The 15,446-nt window shown below is 37.5% G+C and carries 13 protein-coding genes and 3 tRNA genes; 14 read left to right on the top strand and 2 right to left on the bottom strand.

Annotated elements, in window-relative coordinates:
• Positions 1 to 259: 259 nt before the first annotated feature.
• The 12 genes from C1726_RS11985 (at position 260) to rlmH (ending at position 10,813) form a co-directional block, all read left to right on the top strand.
• Positions 260 to 335 (top strand) — tRNA-Lys (locus C1726_RS11985).
• 10 nt (positions 336 to 345) lie between these two features.
• Positions 346 to 417, top strand: a tRNA-Glu gene (locus C1726_RS11990).
• Positions 418 to 634: 217 nt separating this feature from the next.
• A tRNA-Phe gene (locus C1726_RS11995) sits at positions 635 to 707 on the top strand.
• A gap of 403 nt (positions 708 to 1,110) precedes the next feature.
• Positions 1,111 to 2,586, top strand: coding sequence for a M23 family metallopeptidase (locus C1726_RS12000; RefSeq protein WP_102273370.1), 1,476 nt, complete (start codon positions 1,111 to 1,113; stop codon positions 2,584 to 2,586).
• Positions 2,587 to 2,811: 225 nt separating this feature from the next.
• Positions 2,812 to 3,522, top strand: coding sequence for a response regulator YycF (gene yycF, locus C1726_RS12005; RefSeq protein ID WP_102273371.1), 711 nt, complete (start codon positions 2,812 to 2,814; stop codon positions 3,520 to 3,522).
• A gap of 9 nt (positions 3,523 to 3,531) precedes the next feature.
• Positions 3,532 to 5,355, top strand: a complete 1,824-nt coding sequence (gene walK, locus C1726_RS12010) for a cell wall metabolism sensor histidine kinase WalK (protein WP_102273372.1) — start codon at positions 3,532 to 3,534, stop codon at positions 5,353 to 5,355.
• The gene (locus C1726_RS12015) at positions 5,352 to 6,680 is read left to right on the top strand and encodes a YycH family regulatory protein (RefSeq protein WP_102273373.1); all 1,329 of its coding nucleotides are present in this window, start codon (positions 5,352 to 5,354) and stop codon (positions 6,678 to 6,680) included. Before walK ends, C1726_RS12015 begins: the two co-directional genes overlap by 4 nt.
• Complete coding sequence (locus C1726_RS12020; protein WP_102273374.1) at positions 6,667 to 7,464, top strand: two-component system regulatory protein YycI; 798 nt, start codon at positions 6,667 to 6,669, stop codon at positions 7,462 to 7,464. The genes C1726_RS12015 and C1726_RS12020 overlap by 14 nt, the downstream gene beginning before the upstream one ends.
• 6 nt (positions 7,465 to 7,470) lie before the next feature.
• Positions 7,471 to 8,265, top strand: a complete 795-nt coding sequence (locus C1726_RS12025; RefSeq protein ID WP_102273375.1) for an MBL fold metallo-hydrolase — start codon at positions 7,471 to 7,473, stop codon at positions 8,263 to 8,265.
• A 437-nt stretch (positions 8,266 to 8,702) separates the two neighbouring features.
• Positions 8,703 to 9,932 (top strand): S1C family serine protease, encoded by a 1,230-nt coding sequence (locus C1726_RS12035; protein ID WP_102273377.1) that lies wholly within the window; start codon positions 8,703 to 8,705, stop codon positions 9,930 to 9,932.
• Positions 9,933 to 10,091: 159 nt separating this feature from the next.
• Positions 10,092 to 10,253 carry a CxxH/CxxC protein gene (locus C1726_RS12040; RefSeq protein ID WP_102273378.1) on the top strand — a complete coding sequence of 54 codons (162 nt, stop codon included), beginning with the start codon at positions 10,092 to 10,094 and terminating at the stop codon, positions 10,251 to 10,253.
• 80 nt (positions 10,254 to 10,333) lie between these two features.
• Positions 10,334 to 10,813: a 23S rRNA (pseudouridine(1915)-N(3))-methyltransferase RlmH gene (rlmH, locus tag C1726_RS12045; RefSeq protein WP_102273379.1), complete on the top strand. Its 480-nt coding sequence runs from the start codon at positions 10,334 to 10,336 to the stop codon at positions 10,811 to 10,813.
• Positions 10,814 to 10,944: 131 nt separating this feature from the next.
• On the opposite strand, the gene C1726_RS12050 is transcribed toward rlmH, so the two are convergent.
• Positions 10,945 to 11,865, bottom strand: a complete 921-nt coding sequence (locus C1726_RS12050) for a VanZ family protein (RefSeq protein ID WP_102273380.1) — start codon at positions 11,863 to 11,865, stop codon at positions 10,945 to 10,947.
• A 553-nt stretch (positions 11,866 to 12,418) separates the two neighbouring features.
• Here C1726_RS12050 and C1726_RS12055 point away from each other — a divergent pair.
• Together C1726_RS12055 and C1726_RS12060 are read left to right on the top strand one after the other, a co-directional pair.
• Entirely contained in the window at positions 12,419 to 13,588 is a 1,170-nt protein-coding gene (locus C1726_RS12055) for a ParM/StbA family protein (protein WP_102273381.1), read from the top strand.
• Between the two features lie 12 nt (positions 13,589 to 13,600).
• Complete coding sequence (locus C1726_RS12060; RefSeq protein ID WP_102273382.1) at positions 13,601 to 14,212, top strand: hypothetical protein; 612 nt, start codon at positions 13,601 to 13,603, stop codon at positions 14,210 to 14,212.
• A 242-nt stretch (positions 14,213 to 14,454) separates the two neighbouring features.
• Here the strand turns inward: C1726_RS12060 and C1726_RS12065 are convergent, their stop codons facing one another.
• Positions 14,455 to 15,228 (bottom strand): DUF1266 domain-containing protein, encoded by a 774-nt coding sequence (locus tag C1726_RS12065; RefSeq protein ID WP_102273383.1) that lies wholly within the window; start codon positions 15,226 to 15,228, stop codon positions 14,455 to 14,457.
• Positions 15,229 to 15,446: the final 218 nt, after the last annotated feature.

Below are 15,446 nucleotides of genomic sequence, written 5' to 3' on the forward strand. Positions count from 1 at the left end.
TAAAAGAAGCCCTGAATCGTATCAGGGCTTCTGTATTTTTTAGGAGAAAGTTAAAAAGTTATTGCTATAAACCTAGTTTATATGATATTATAAAAAACGTCGTCACAATGAGTTTTTATACCGAGCCATTAGCTCAGTCGGTAGAGCAGATTGCAGTCCAGAGCGTTTACATCCTGAATAGCAATCTGTGACAAAGAACGCAGAGCTTTGGAACATCTGTAAAACTGAAGTCAAAGATTAGGATGACAAATTTTATACCGAGCCATTAGCTCAGTCGGTAGAGCATCTGACTTTTAATCAGAGGGTCGAAGGTTCGAGTCCTTCATGGCTCACCATTTTGATAATGGCCCCTTGGTCAAGCGGTTAAGACACCGCCCTTTCACGGCGGTAACACGGGTTCGAATCCCGTAGGGGTCATGGCACATGACAGTCAGTAAGCGGCTGGCAAGTACAGCCTCCTTGCTGACTGTCATATTTTATATATGGCTCAGTAGCTCAGTTGGTAGAGGATTGAAAATTTGCCTGCGAAGCTTGACATCTATGAATAGAAAATTTCCAATCTGCAACAAAGACCAAAGGGCTTTGCCGCACAGATTTGAACTGGAATAATAAATTAGGCAACTATATTATATATGGCTCAGTAGCTCAGTCGGTAGAGCAAAGGACTGAAAATCCTTGTGTCGGCGGTTCGATTCCGTCCTGAGCCATCAAAAAAATAGCAAAAAGGGAGTATGATTCAATCATACTCCCTTTTTTTGTTACACATTTGTAATATTGGGGTAATTTTTTGCAGGTAGAAGGAGCTCTACCTCTTTTTTTGATTTTTTGCAATGAAGATCAAGAAACTTTTGAAAACTGTGATATATAGGCATTTTATACTTGAATGTATGATTTATTATTTCGACAATTCCTGCTATGCTTTTCTTCTTTTCTAGGATAAATGGTAATAAAATGTCATCTATTATACAATTCTGTTACATTATGAAGTCTATTAATTTATGAGGGGGCTTTTATGATAAAGTAAAGAAGTGAATTTTTATAGGAATCAAAAAATAGTTACATAGCACTATATGAAAGTGTGTTTGGTACCGTAGTCTAGGAGGATGTAACATGCAAGATTCAATTAAAAAAATAATATCGTTAAAAAATTATACATATAAGAAAATGACAGCAGGATTTAAAAAGACAGCAATTACAGCGGTAGCTGTAGCTGCACTTTCGTTTGCAGGAGGTGCTTCTGCCTTAGCAAATGGCGAAAAGTTAACTACTGTTTATTATGTTTACATGAATGATAAATACATAGGAACTGTTTCAGATAAAGGTATAATCGAAAATATAGTCAATGAAAAATTATCTGAGTCAAAAGATGCATTTAAGAATCTTAATCTATCTGTAGCGTCTGAGGTTACATATGTTCCAGAACAGGTCTTTCATTCAAATGCTGCTACTAATAATTCAGAGGTTGCAGAACAAGTGATTAAAGAGATTGGTGTAAAAGCTGATGCTTCCGCGTTAGTAATCGATGGAAATCCAGTCGCTTATGTTGAAAATGCAGAGATGGCAAAGACCGTAATAGACCAATTAAAGTTAAAATATGTATCTGAAGATCAATTAAAAGCATTAGAGGCACGAAAAGCTTCTGATAGTAATTCATTACCCCCTTTAGAGAAAAATGAAACTCGTATATTAGACGTTCGTTTATCAAAAGAAGTGACAGTTTCCAATGAGAAAATTGAACCAGGGAAAATATTATCCGTTGCGGACGCAATCAAACTTCTTGAAAAGGGTTCAGTAGAAGAAGTGAAATATAAAGTTAAAGAAGGGGATGTACTTGGAGGAATTGCTCATGCGCATAACCTTGATACAAAACAGCTGCTTGCTATTAATCCAGAGTTAACGGAAGATTCGCTTCTTCAAATTGATCAGGAATTAAACGTTACTGTTTTGAAGCCGTATGTTCAAGTAGTTGTTGAAAAGGAATATTTTACAAAAGAACATGTACCATTTGAAAAAGAGGTTGTTGAAGATTCTTCTATGTTTAAAGGAGACACAAAGGTTAAACAGGAAGGACAAGATGGCAAGCGAGCAGCAACCTATCATATATCTGAACAGAATGGCCAAGTCATTGCAAAGCAACTGGTAAAAGAAGAAATACTTCAAGAGCCAGTTAAACATATTGTAGTAAAAGGGACAAAAGTAGTTCCATCTCGTGGAGAAGGTAGCTTTATCTGGCCTGCAAATGGCGGATATATTTCAAGTAAGGTTGGTCATCGCTGGGGAAGAATGCATAAGGGAATTGATATTGCAAGACCGAGCAATCGTACAATAAAAGCGGCAGACAATGGAGTGGTTGTATCAGCAGGCTATGATGGAAGTTTTGGAAATAAAATTGTCATTGACCATAATAATGGCTTTAAAACAATTTACGCCCACCTTTCATCTATTGATGTAAATGTTGGACAAACCGTATCAAAGGGTTCAAAAATTGGTGTTATGGGCTCTACTGGAAACTCAACAGGCGTTCATTTGCATTTTGAAATTCACAAAAATGGACAGTTGCAAAATCCATTAAATTATATTCGCTAATAGTTCGACATGAAAAAGTCTCTAGTTCAACATACTAGAGATTTTTTTACTATTTCTTTTTGGAAAGATGCTGCTATTTAATAGCAACTGTTGAATGTATACTGTAACATCTTTCTAATACGTGTATTCTCAATTATAAAATGGTAAAGTAAAAGTGAGAACATATATGAATAATAATGAAAATACACTTCCTTCCAAATAATCCAATAGAAAAAGGAGAGCCATATGGAGAAGAAAATTCTAGTAGTAGACGATGAAAAACCAATTGCTGATATTTTGCAATTTAACTTGAAGAAAGAGGGATATGATGTTATCTGTTCCTATGATGGAAACGATGCATTGGAGAAGGTGGAGGAGATTAAACCTGACCTGATTCTTCTTGATATTATGCTTCCTCTAAGAGACGGAATTGAGGTTTGCCGAGAAGTTAGAAAAAAGTACGATATGCCAATTATTATGCTGACGGCAAAAGACTCTGAAATTGATAAGGTCATCGGGCTTGAGCTTGGTGCAGATGATTATGTAACAAAGCCTTTTAGTACGAGAGAGCTGATCGCGCGTATTAAAGCGAATCTAAGACGACACCAGCAAATCACTGCAAACGCGGTAGAGGAGGATGAGTCGAATGAAATCACGGTAGGCTCGCTTACTATTCATCCAGATGCCTACATCGTTTCTAAACGCGGAGAGACGATCGAGCTGACACACCGTGAATTTGAACTTCTTCATTATTTGTCGAAGCATATTGGACAAGTAATGACCAGGGAACATCTCCTTCAAACTGTTTGGGGCTATGATTATTATGGAGATGTTCGAACTGTTGATGTAACGGTTAGACGTCTTCGAGAAAAAATTGAAGATAACCCAAGTCATCCTACCTGGATTGTTACGAGAAGAGGAGTAGGGTATTACTTGCGAAATCCTGAACAGGAGTAAGGAGCATCAATGAAAAAAGTAGGCTTTTTCCGTTCGATTCACCTTAAATTTGTTATTATATATGTCCTTTTAATCTTGATTGCTATGCAAATTATTGGCGTTTACTTTGTACGGCAATTAGAGTTTACGTTGAAGGATAATTTTAAAACAACCATTCAAGACCGTGTGAAATTGCTTGCGTATTATGTCGAGGAACAAATGACGAAGGATCGTCTGACTGATGAGGAGACTACCCTTGAAGACGATGTCTATAAATTATTGAGAGATTTTTACTCGCCAGATATTACGGAAGTACAGGTCATTGACGATTCACTGAAGATTCTTGGGACATCCGATCCGGATAATCAAGGCGTTGTGACACAAAGGACAACAGATACCCTTATAAGGATGACGCTTGCAACCGCTCAGAAATCGAGCGAGGAACGGATAGATGGTTCGGGAAATCGCATCTGGGTATTAGTTACACCGATTAAGCATAAAGGCGAAGTAAAAGGTGCTATTTATTTAGTTGCCAAAATAGAAAATGTCTTTCAGCAAATGAGGCAAATTAATAATATATTTATTACTGGTACAGCTATTGCGCTTGCAATAACTGCAGTATTAGGTGTTCTTTTGGCACAAACAATTACAAGGCCAATGTCAGATATGAGAAGACAGGCACTTGCGATGACAAAAGGGAATTTTTCACGAAAAGTTAAGGTTTATGGATATGATGAAATTGGTCAGCTTGCCATGACATTTAATAATTTAACGAAAAAGCTCCAGGAGGCACAGGCAACAACTGAAGGGGAAAGGCGAAAGCTTTCTTCTGTTCTCTCTTATATGACGGATGGCGTGATTGCGACTGATCGGAAGGGGCGTGTCATTTTAATAAATGAACCCGCGGCAGAAATGCTGAATGTTTCACGTGAAACAGTTTTATCCTCTCCAATCGTTCCACTTCTTGGTCTGGAGGAAGACTATACCTTTGATGAGCTGCTTGCAGAACGGGATTCAGTCATTTTAGATTACAGTGAACCTTCAAAAACGTTAATTTTACGGGCAAATTTCTCTGTTATTCAAAAGGAAACTGGATTTGTAAACGGCCTTATTACTGTGCTTCATGATATTACAGAGCAGGAAAAAATTGAGATGGAGCGTCGGGAATTCGTTGCAAATGTTTCTCATGAATTGAGAACACCACTGACGACGATGAGAAGCTATTTAGAAGCGCTTGCAGATGGTGCATGGCAGGATAAAGAAATTGCACCGAATTTTTTAGAAGTAACACAAAATGAGACAGAGCGGATGATTCGTCTTGTGAATGACTTGCTGCAATTATCAAAAATGGACAGCAAGGATTACCGTCTGACAAAAGAGTGGATCGATCTTATTTCCTTCTATAACCGGATTATCGATCGATTTGAATTAACGAAGCATCAAAATGTGATTTTTGACCGAAGACTGCCTAATCAGGCTGCATTTGTTGAGATTGATGCGGATAAGCTTACACAAGTGCTGGATAACATCATATCCAATGCACTGAAGTACTCTCCAGAAGGCGGAAAGGTTACATTCCGTGTCGAAGAAAAGCTGGATATGATGATTGTAAGTGTTTCTGATCAAGGAGTAGGAATACCAAAAGAAAATATTGATAAAATATTTGACCGATTTTATCGAGTAGACAAAGCTAGAACGAGAAAGCTGGGTGGCACAGGTCTTGGCCTTGCTATTGCTAAGGAAATGGTTGAAGCACATGGCGGTGAAATATGGGCAATGAGTAAAGAGGGAAAAGGAACAACGATCTTTTTCAGTCTGCCTTTTGCTCGTACTGAAGAGGATGATTGGGAATGACATATGAAAATATTAAATCAGTCATATTAGTCATTTTAGTGTGTTTTAGTATTTTATTGACATGGAGCATTTGGACATACCAGCCAAATTTAGAAGTGATGACCGAACAGAATACGGTTGAAAAAGTAGCAATAAGCGACAAAAAGGATGTCGGGGAAATTGTTAAACCAGACCGGATTTTTTATCATTTGGATAAAGAGAAGCATTTCGGAACAGTTAATACAAATGAAATTAATAAGGTAATAGCTGAAATTAGCAAATGGAATTATGCTGATTTTGAAAATATGTCAGGAGGGATTGAGAATTTCTCCTCCTTTATCCATAATTCGGGAAAAGCAGTCATTGAATTTCCAGACTTGATTCCTATTGATCTTTACCGATCGATTATCGATATTAAGGATAAAAAACTTCCAAATTTTCAATTTGATCGTATTGTTATTGATGTAGATGGAACGTCGAAGGAACAAAGCTATGTCTATTTCATATCAGCTAAAGAGAAAAAGGCATTTAGAAGCCATGTTGCTTCGTCGTTCGTCAATAACTTTAATAATGCTTTCTTTAAAAATGTGGAATACAATTCTGGTTATTTATCTTATTTTCCATATAAAGTTTCAAATGAACGAGTACTATTTTTGCCGTCGAATGAAACAAAGATGTTAAGGTATCAATATATAACAAAGCCATTAGATTATGAAAAATATAAGAATGCCTTATTTACAAATCCGAGTGTGGTTCAGAAGAATCATCAATCTTCTGGAGTAGAATTTAAGGATTATTCAAGTTTGATGCGGGTGAATTATGATAAAAATACACTTTCATATGTGAACCCGGCTGAAAGCAATGAGAAGCCGTTTCCTGCAGATAATCTCTTGAAAAGGAGCATTGACTTTGTTAATGAACACGGGGGATGGACAGGAAATTACCAATATGTAAAGGTAGATGAATCAAGTTATCGGGTATTGTTCCGCCTCTATGAGAGTAATGGATATCCTGTGTTTAGTGATGCGAATGGAATTTCTGAAATCAGCCATACTTGGGGGCAAAATGAGATCTTGGAGTATTCTCGCAGTAATTTTTCATTTGGCATTCAGACAGATTCCTCAGAAACAACCCTCCAATCCGGACAAGAGGTAATTGAGAAATTGGAAAGAATGGAAGGCGTTCATCTTAACCAGGTGCAGAATATTGTGATAGGGTATACGATGAAAAAGGATTTACACAATGTATTAGTTTATCTTGAACCAGCTTGGTACTACGAATACAATGATACATGGAATAAAATATCCTTCGATGAAATAGAGGGGGGCAATCATGGATTGGAGTAAAATTAAAACAATCTTTATTTTGACCTTCCTTGTACTCGATATTTACTTAATGTATGAGTTCTTTAAATTAAAAGATTCCAGTCAATTAGAAGTAATTGCGGAGCCTTCATTTGATAAAAGACTGAAAGCAGATGAAATTGAGTATATTGAACTTCCGAAAAACTTTCAGAAAGATAACTATTTAAGTGCGAGGCCAAAAAATTTCACGAATGATGATAGCTTAGAAGATCCCAAGCTAAAAGGGCAGCAAGTAACAGTGAATGATGGGCTGGTTTTAACTGCTACTCTTGAAAAGCCATATGAGTTAAATGATAAGCTGGATACGTCAGAGATTAATTCTTTTGTTAAAAACCATGTGATCTATGGCGATCAGTATCGTTTCTGGGGGAAAGATGAAAACAAAATTACCTATTATCAGCAGTTCAAGGATAAGGTATTCTATAAAAATATAAGCGGTGAATTGACGATTTGGCTAAATGCTGAAAATGATATCGTTTCCTATCAGCAAACAATATTAGAAAATATCGAAGAACTGTCGGAAAAAGAAAAAATAATTCAGCCGCTTAAAGCCATTGAAACATTATATGAAAAAGGCTCATTAAAGCCAAAAAGCAAAATATCAAAAGTTGAGCTAGGCTATGTTACCTTTGTTCATACAGGTACATCTCAGGTGCTGACGCCAGCTTGGCGCTTTGTCATTAGTGATGAAGAGAATTTATTTGTCCACGCGATCGAGGGGCAGATTATGCAATTAAACAATGAAGAGAAAAAAATAGTGGAGTGAGAGAATATGTCCTTGCAATTTAGTGTTCTCGCAAGCGGAAGTACCGGGAATGCGATCTATGTTGAGACGGAGGATCATTCATTTTTGGTTGATGCTGGTCTAAGCGGGAAACAGATGGAAGCCTTATTTCAAAAAATTGACCGGGATATGGGGAAGCTCTCAGGCATTTTAGTTACACATGAGCATAGTGATCATATTAAAGGTGTCGGGGTCGTTGCTAGAAAGTATAAATTGCCTGTGTATGCAAACGAGAAAACATGGCAGGCAATGGATGGCTTAATTGGACAAGTACCAGTTGAGCAGAAGTTTCTTTTTAATATGGAAACGGTAAAAACGTTCGGTTCTTTAGATATTGAATCATTTGGTGTTTCTCATGATGCGGCAGATCCGATGTTCTATGTGTTTCATCATGGGCAAAAAAAGGTAGTTATAATAACAGATACTGGCTATGTAAGTGACCGAATGAAAGGTCTTATCTCCAATGCGGATGCGTATGTATTCGAAAGCAATCATGATGTGCAAATGCTTAGAATGGGAAGGTATCCTTGGAGTATTAAGCGAAGAATTTTAAGTGATGTTGGTCATGTTTCTAATGAGGATGCGGCGATTGCCATGAGTGAGGTAGCTGGAGATCGAACAAAGCGCATTTATCTGGCTCATTTAAGTCAGGATAATAATATGAAGGATTTAGCAAGAATGGCTGTTGCACAAACACTTGAGAGCAGAGGGATTAGAGCAGGGGAGCAGTTTGACCTGTTTGATACAGACCCGAAAATTCCAACTGCTTTAACAGCGGTTTAATAGTGGAATAGATGCATGAAATGAGTGCCGCTTGATAGCGGTACTCATTTTTTTTAACAAAGAAAGTGTAACTTTTGAGTTAGAGAATTGTCTAGCTCCAGCGCCTATCGCCTATCAAACTTCAGGTCTCCTCCCTACGATAAGTCAACATCGATTCGCTCTCGCTCATCGTGTTTCCTTTATCTCAGTCAGAGCCCCTCCAGTTTGTCCGGCGATAATCAAGGCGCTTGCGCTTTTCTTAACAAAATTCATCAAATTTATGAACAAAGTCGTAAGAATGCTTTTAATAATCACTTTTTGTTTAGCTTATAAAAAATGAGGGAGTATAATAATGGGTAAGAAGGAAGAATAAATCTTAGGACAATTCATGACATAAAGGGAAGACATGTAGCTCTCTCATTCTTTAATTAGACGTGAAATGAAAGGACTGGTGCAATGTGGGCTATTATGATCAAGATTATCAAAATCGATCCAATAAACAAAAAGGAAATAAAGGCGGCTATTTTTTAGCAAGCCTAGTAGGTGTCATTCTAGGCGCCATTCTTGTTATTGTTGCAATCCCTAAGCTCGCAGCTTACAATGTTTTGCCGTATTCGATTGAGCCGGATAACCAATTGCAAGAGGAAGCTGCAAGCAACGAAAATGCAAACATTCCTACACAAAATGTATCCCTTAACGTCGTAACAGATGTAACGAAAGCCGTTGATAAAGCGGGGGATGCTGTCGTTAGTATAACAAATATACAAGCAGCCGGCTTCTGGTCCAGAGAGACTGGGGAGGATGGCGTACCAGCTGGAACTGGCTCAGGTGTCATATATAAAAAACAAGGGAAAAATGCCTTTATCGTCACGAATCATCATGTGGTCGAAGGGGCACAGCAGCTGGAAGTAAGTCTCGCTGATGGAACAAAAATACCGGCAGAGCTTGTGGGCAGCGATATTTGGACCGATCTCGCCGTTTTACAAGTGGACTCAAAGGATATTAAAACGGTTGCCGAATTTGGTGATTCCGGTGTGCTGAAAACAGGAGAACCAGTCATTGCAATTGGAAATCCATTAGGCACATTTGAGGGCTCTGTCACACAAGGGATTATTTCTGGCTTAGAACGGACGGTACCAGTTGATATTGATCAAAATGGGACCGCTGATTGGCAGGCAGAGGTTCTCCAAACAGATGCGGCTATTAACCCTGGGAATAGCGGCGGAGCATTAATTAATATTAGCGGCCAAGTCATCGGGATTAACTCAATGAAAATTGCTGAATCGGCAGTTGAAGGTATTGGATTGGCTATTCCAATCAATTATGCACGGCCAATTATTGAGGACCTAGAGAAGTTCGGTGAAGTAAGAAGACCGTATATGGGTATTCAATTAGCATCAGTAAGTGAAATCCCTGGCTATTATCAGCAGGAGGCATTAAAGCTTCCGGCTGATGTGAAAACTGGAGTTGCGATTACATCTGTTGAGCCGAATTCACCTGCAGCACAAGCAGGCTTAAAGGAAATGGATGTCATTGTTGAAATGGATGGCGAAGCAATTGCTGATGTCATTCAGCTAAGAAAGCATTTGTATAATCAGAAAAAAGTCGGCGATCAAATGAAAGTGAAGTTTTACCGAGCAGGAAAGCTCCAGGAAGCAACGATCAAACTGAGCGGAGAGACATTCTAAATAGCTGATTTAAAGCAGGAAAGCACAGTGGGGGCTTTCCTGTTTTTTATTGTTTTGATAAGATGGGATGTGGATAAGTAGGAAATGTGAGTGGAATGAAAATTATCCACAATTCAAATAATAATCATAAGTAAAAATGAAGAAAGAAGGAATACATAAATGATTTACAGCTGCGAAGAACACGTTGATATAGCAATAGATACAGTGGTTGATGAGTACGAAACCTTCCCACAATTATCAAAAGTATCAAAGGAACAAGAGTTATCAACAACCTGTGAATATTGTCGAAATAACGCTGTATATATTGTGGCGAACGAATGATCTCACACAAGATGTGGATAGAAAATGTGGATATGTGGATAACTGGTGTGGATATCTTGTTTACAAAGTGAGGATGACCTGTGAATATCTCAATAATAACGGTTGGCAAGCTAAAAGAAAAATATTTAAAGCAAGGAATCGATGAATATTTAAAAAGATTATCAGCATACGCAAAAATGGAAATCATCGAGGTTCCAGATGAAAAAGCCCCAGAAGAACTAAGCGAAACAGAAATGCTTCAAGTGAAACAAAAGGAAGGCGAACGGATCCTATCAAAGATCCATCCAGATGCACATGTCATTGCTCTTGCAATTGAGGGAAAAATGAAAACATCAGAGGAGCTGGCTGATGGGCTAGATAAGCTTGCTACATATGGCAAAAGCAAAGTTACATTTGTGATCGGCGGATCGCTTGGATTGAGCTCTGAGGTCTTGCAGCGTGCCAATGAGAAACTGAGTTTTTCGAAGATGACGTTTCCTCATCAGTTAATGCGTTTGATACTAGTTGAGCAGGTTTATCGGGCGTTTCGGATTTTGCGGGGGGAACCGTATCATAAGTAAGTGTAGTTAAAGGAAAGGGACTTTTAGCATCCTAACATAATAAGGTCGGCTTTTTATGAATTTAAAGGGATTGGACACGTCCAATCCCTTTAAATATTTACCGCAGCCATACATCGGTATTAGTCACTAGACTACTCCCACCAATGCTTTAGTTCTGTGAAGTCTACATCCCATAATTTTATGTTACCAGTAATAGCTATGGTTATTTCTTTCGTCTCGTTAAATAGTGGGATTTCTAATGGCATTTCCATTGTTCCTTGTTCTATTAAGTATTTCTCATCTATTTGAATTCTTACCCTATCATCCGTATATATGGTTACTTTACCCTTAAATTCCTCAGAATCTGGAATGCCAAGGTTTAGATAAAAAATTAGCTCCTCTTTCCCTTCAACATTATAAGTATAGATTTGGCTAGTATTCCTATCATTACTGTACAAGTTGAATTGGGGTTCTATTGTATCGCCAGTTATAGTGAAGTTTGGAATATCTTTCGTTAGTGGCTTCTTCCCCATTGTTTCCTCGATATACTGTAAAGGCTGTTTAGAACTTACGCGCTTATCTAAAATTTCAGAGACGCACATTACACAAACTAACAGTAGAGTAGCTGTTGAGCAAGAAACAATGAGCTTCATACAAGTCAATTTTGGTGTGAAACCAACTTTGTAGACAACATAGCCTATTATTGCACCTATTGTATTTGAAATAATATCGTCAGCATCAAAGGCTCCGAGATATGTTAAAACTTGGAGTATTTCTAATCCAAGAATTACGATAATAAACCAGCTTAAAAATTTTCCAAAGTTAACTTGTTTTAATAAAGGAAACAGGATACCAAAGGGGATGAATGCCGCTATATTTCCTAAGTCGTACAACCAAGAAAACCGGAAACTAGGGAATTTTAAAGGGACGCTTGATGGAATAATTAGAAATTCATAACCTGCATCCATGTAATTACTTCTATGTTCTAGGCGATTAAAACCTAAAAACATAAAATATAAAGTAAGAGCCGTATATATAATTGTAATCGTGGTAATCAAATGTTGCTTTTTCATTTACCTTCCTCCACGTAAAATAGAATAAATATCATTGTAGCTGTTTAAAATGACTTTTAAGTGAAAATGAAGGTGACAATTTAGACACTTTCAGTGAAAGTAAGTAAGAAAAATTTGGGATTAATGAACAAAAATAGAGGCTGAATGGCAGGATAATTGTTTGTATGCATTAATAGTAATAGTGACTTATATAGTAATTTTATGGAAAAATTGTTTAGATCAAATTAAAGAATGACAATTATTCAATTTTTCAAGAGGTTGATAATTTCTCAATCATTTACAAAAAAAATGAAGTATACAAAATTGTTTACATGTCTACATTTTGTAATCAGATTGTATGCAAAAGCGTTTACAAGTAAACAACCCCGTATACATCCTATAGCGGCAAGATGTATACGGGTTTGTTGCTAAAGATTACGGAAATGTCTACAAATAGCCATAGTTTACGAAGTGTTTACAGTTGTATATCTTTTGGGTATAGCTCATTGTGGAATCTAGTAATCTCTTATAGCCTTTTTATAGTAAAGAAATAAATAAAAAGGATTGATTAAAGATGAACTCTAGAATTGCAGCTGTAGATGTTGGTAATGACTCCATTAAGGCCATTTTTGGTGAATTAGAGTACGAATTAAATATTCCTAATATTGTAGGAATAGACACAGAAGATCGTCCTGTGATTGGAATAGAAGAATTAAATAATAAAAATCCGTTAGAAGGAATACATATTAAGGTTCACTCCCCTGCATTGAAAGACAACAATGCCATCTACCGTGTAGGGCATTTGGCAACAAAAAGTGACAATGCAACAGAGCTAGATCCAGGAAGTGCTAAATCCGAAGAAGATCAAACATTGATCATGCTTTTTGCCACTCTAGCATTAGATGCCGTAAATGAGGAGAATAGCAATACTTTCCCACGAGTAAAAAATATTATCGATGCCAATTATACACTTGGAACTGGCCTCCCACTACGTGAAGTAAAGGAAGGGAAGGACGCTGGATACCGTTCCAAATTGGTTGGTTCCGTCCATCAGGTGGAATTCCTTGTTACTCCTAAATATCAAGGTCTAAAAGTGAATATTAAGTTTAATGAAGTGAAGATTTATCCAGAAGGGTTTGCTGCTTATATTAATCTTGTCATGGACAACCAGCTAAAAATCATTAATAAAGATTTAATTGATAAAAGAATAATCATTCAGGACATAGGGGGACTATCGACAGATATTGCTGTCATTAAGAATCGAAATGTTGATGATGATAAGGCACAAGGATTTAATCTAGGTGTATCGGAATCATTAGAGGCTATTAGAGAAGAAATCAGATCCAAACATGCCATCGAATTAGATAGCCGTCGTGATGTTGTCGAAATTATCACGAGAAAAAATGACCGGAATCATATTATGGTGAAGGGAAGTCGGACAAGTGTCCATGATATTACGGATCGGATCTTACTTGAACTAGCAAAAAAACAATATCGTCTATTACGAAATGTATGGCAGAAAAATTCACAAACAGAAATCTGCTATTTTGTTGGTGGGGGAGCGAATGTTTTAAAAGAATATATTAAAACATTGAATAATAATCTAGATGGGTATAATATTGATTTCTTTGAAGATGAGAAAGAGAGTATTTGGATGATGGCGAATGCTTACTATAAGCTTATTACTGATTTTGTGAGGAAGAATGAAAAGTCTAAGCCATCCCAAGAACCTGTAAAGAAATAATAGGGTGATGATATGAAAAGCTCTAGTTCAAAGGAGATTAAGAGAGGGCAAGCCATTTCATTTCGTATCCCTTCAGATACCCCTGATCATCTATTAGGGCATTTACAAAGGCTAAAGGAATTAGAAAGAAGGAATTTTTCGAGTAAGATTGCCGAGTTTGTGTTACAAGGGGTTGGACAATCCTTTTCGAAGGAACGGGAAACGATTACGGTTCCTCTTCCTCATAAATTAAGTAAGTCACAACGAGATTGGTTAAAACATGAGCATTCGGAGGCCGTATTGGGTTCGATTGTTTACCAGCTTTTAACGGATCCCATTCGTACAACTGCCTTGCTTGCATCGTTAAATAGTAATTCTCTAGATATTAATGAGGCCTTATATTTGCAAGAAGAATTGCCGAATGAAGAGGTACCTGATACGGAAGCATCCTTAGCGAGTGACTATTTAAGTACTTTTGAGAAAAAAGCTGACGCCGAAGATTTAAGTACTATGGATGATTTAGACACGTTTGATTGGAAAAAAGTAACAAAAGATAAATCGATAACAGCAGAAGAGCAACAGGCTGACATGGAAAATGATCTAGACAGTCTGTTAGGGGATTTTCTTAATAAAATGAATAAGTAGCATGATAGAAAAGGGGAAAATTGCAAATACAAAATAAACCTCATTAACAACTATAACGGGGAAACAGTACCATAAGTAACGGCAAAAAATTGGGGGAATAGGGCCAGAGGTCTGTGAGAGCGATGATTTATAGGTAATTCTAGCCCTATGGTTGACGGCGATGATTTATAGGTAATTCTAGCCCTATGGTTGACGGCTATTATGTATAGCAAGCATCACATTCTCTCAGACCTTGTCCACTCCTAAATTATTTGGCTTTTTGTTCCGGATCGTTTAATGCTAAATTCATTCCAGATCGAGTCCTTTTCATCCAGCAATTCTTTTCCATTCCAAAGAATATCGAAAATGTCACCCTCGTAAGCAATGGCTCGGCCAAATGCAAATGATATAAAATAGTCCTTCCAGGATCCGAAGAATTGGCTGGCATCATCAGCTGCTCTCTCTACATAGCCCCATGCCTGTTCTTCGGTAATATAACCAAGTATGTAGCTCCATCTTGCAATATTTACAGCTCGGTCAAAATCCCATGCAGCAATGGTGTCTACCTGATCAAAATCGGGCTTCGTAAAGGAAAGCTTTTTCATCATCGCTTCTTGGGCTGCTTCATAGCATTGCTGGGATTTCCCAACTTCCTCCTCTGTAAAAGACTGACCAGCTTTTAACGCTATAAGAAGCTGATCATACCTTGCACGATGCCCTTCCGTAAGTAGCCATTCCAGGGTTTGTACGGCCTCCTCCGTATTACTAACGTCCCAGGATGAAGAAAGACCTTCCTTCAAGGTTTCATAATCTACCTTCACCGGCAGTATCCGTGGCGACTCAGAGCGGTAAAGAGAGAGATTGGCACCGTAGGCAAGCAAATGCTGTTTCTCCTTCGGCAAAGTGTTCGCCATCTCCATTTCTCCTCGCGCTTTTTTGTTGTTATTCTCAATCCGTTTGCTCGCTGTAATCAAACCTACGATAAGTAAAATTACAATTGCTGCAATAATTCCCACAATAATTAGAAAAGTCTTCAAACCATCACGTTCCTCTCCATGTTATTCTTTGGTACAGTTAAAAAGGCTTGTTTAGTGTTAACTTTTTCTTACATTTCGTATGTTATTGTAACACAATAAATGGTAGATTAAACCAATATTTTACATAATAGAGAATCATCTGGAATATTGTTGCATACATGAATCTCTTCATGAAAGATAATGTAAAGTAAAAACATGATTGTTTAATTATATGAATC

The organism is Cytobacillus massiliigabonensis (assembly GCF_900199725.1).
In the GTDB taxonomy this organism is placed as follows: Bacteria; Bacillota; Bacilli; order Bacillales; family Cytobacillaceae; genus Cytobacillus; species Cytobacillus massiliigabonensis.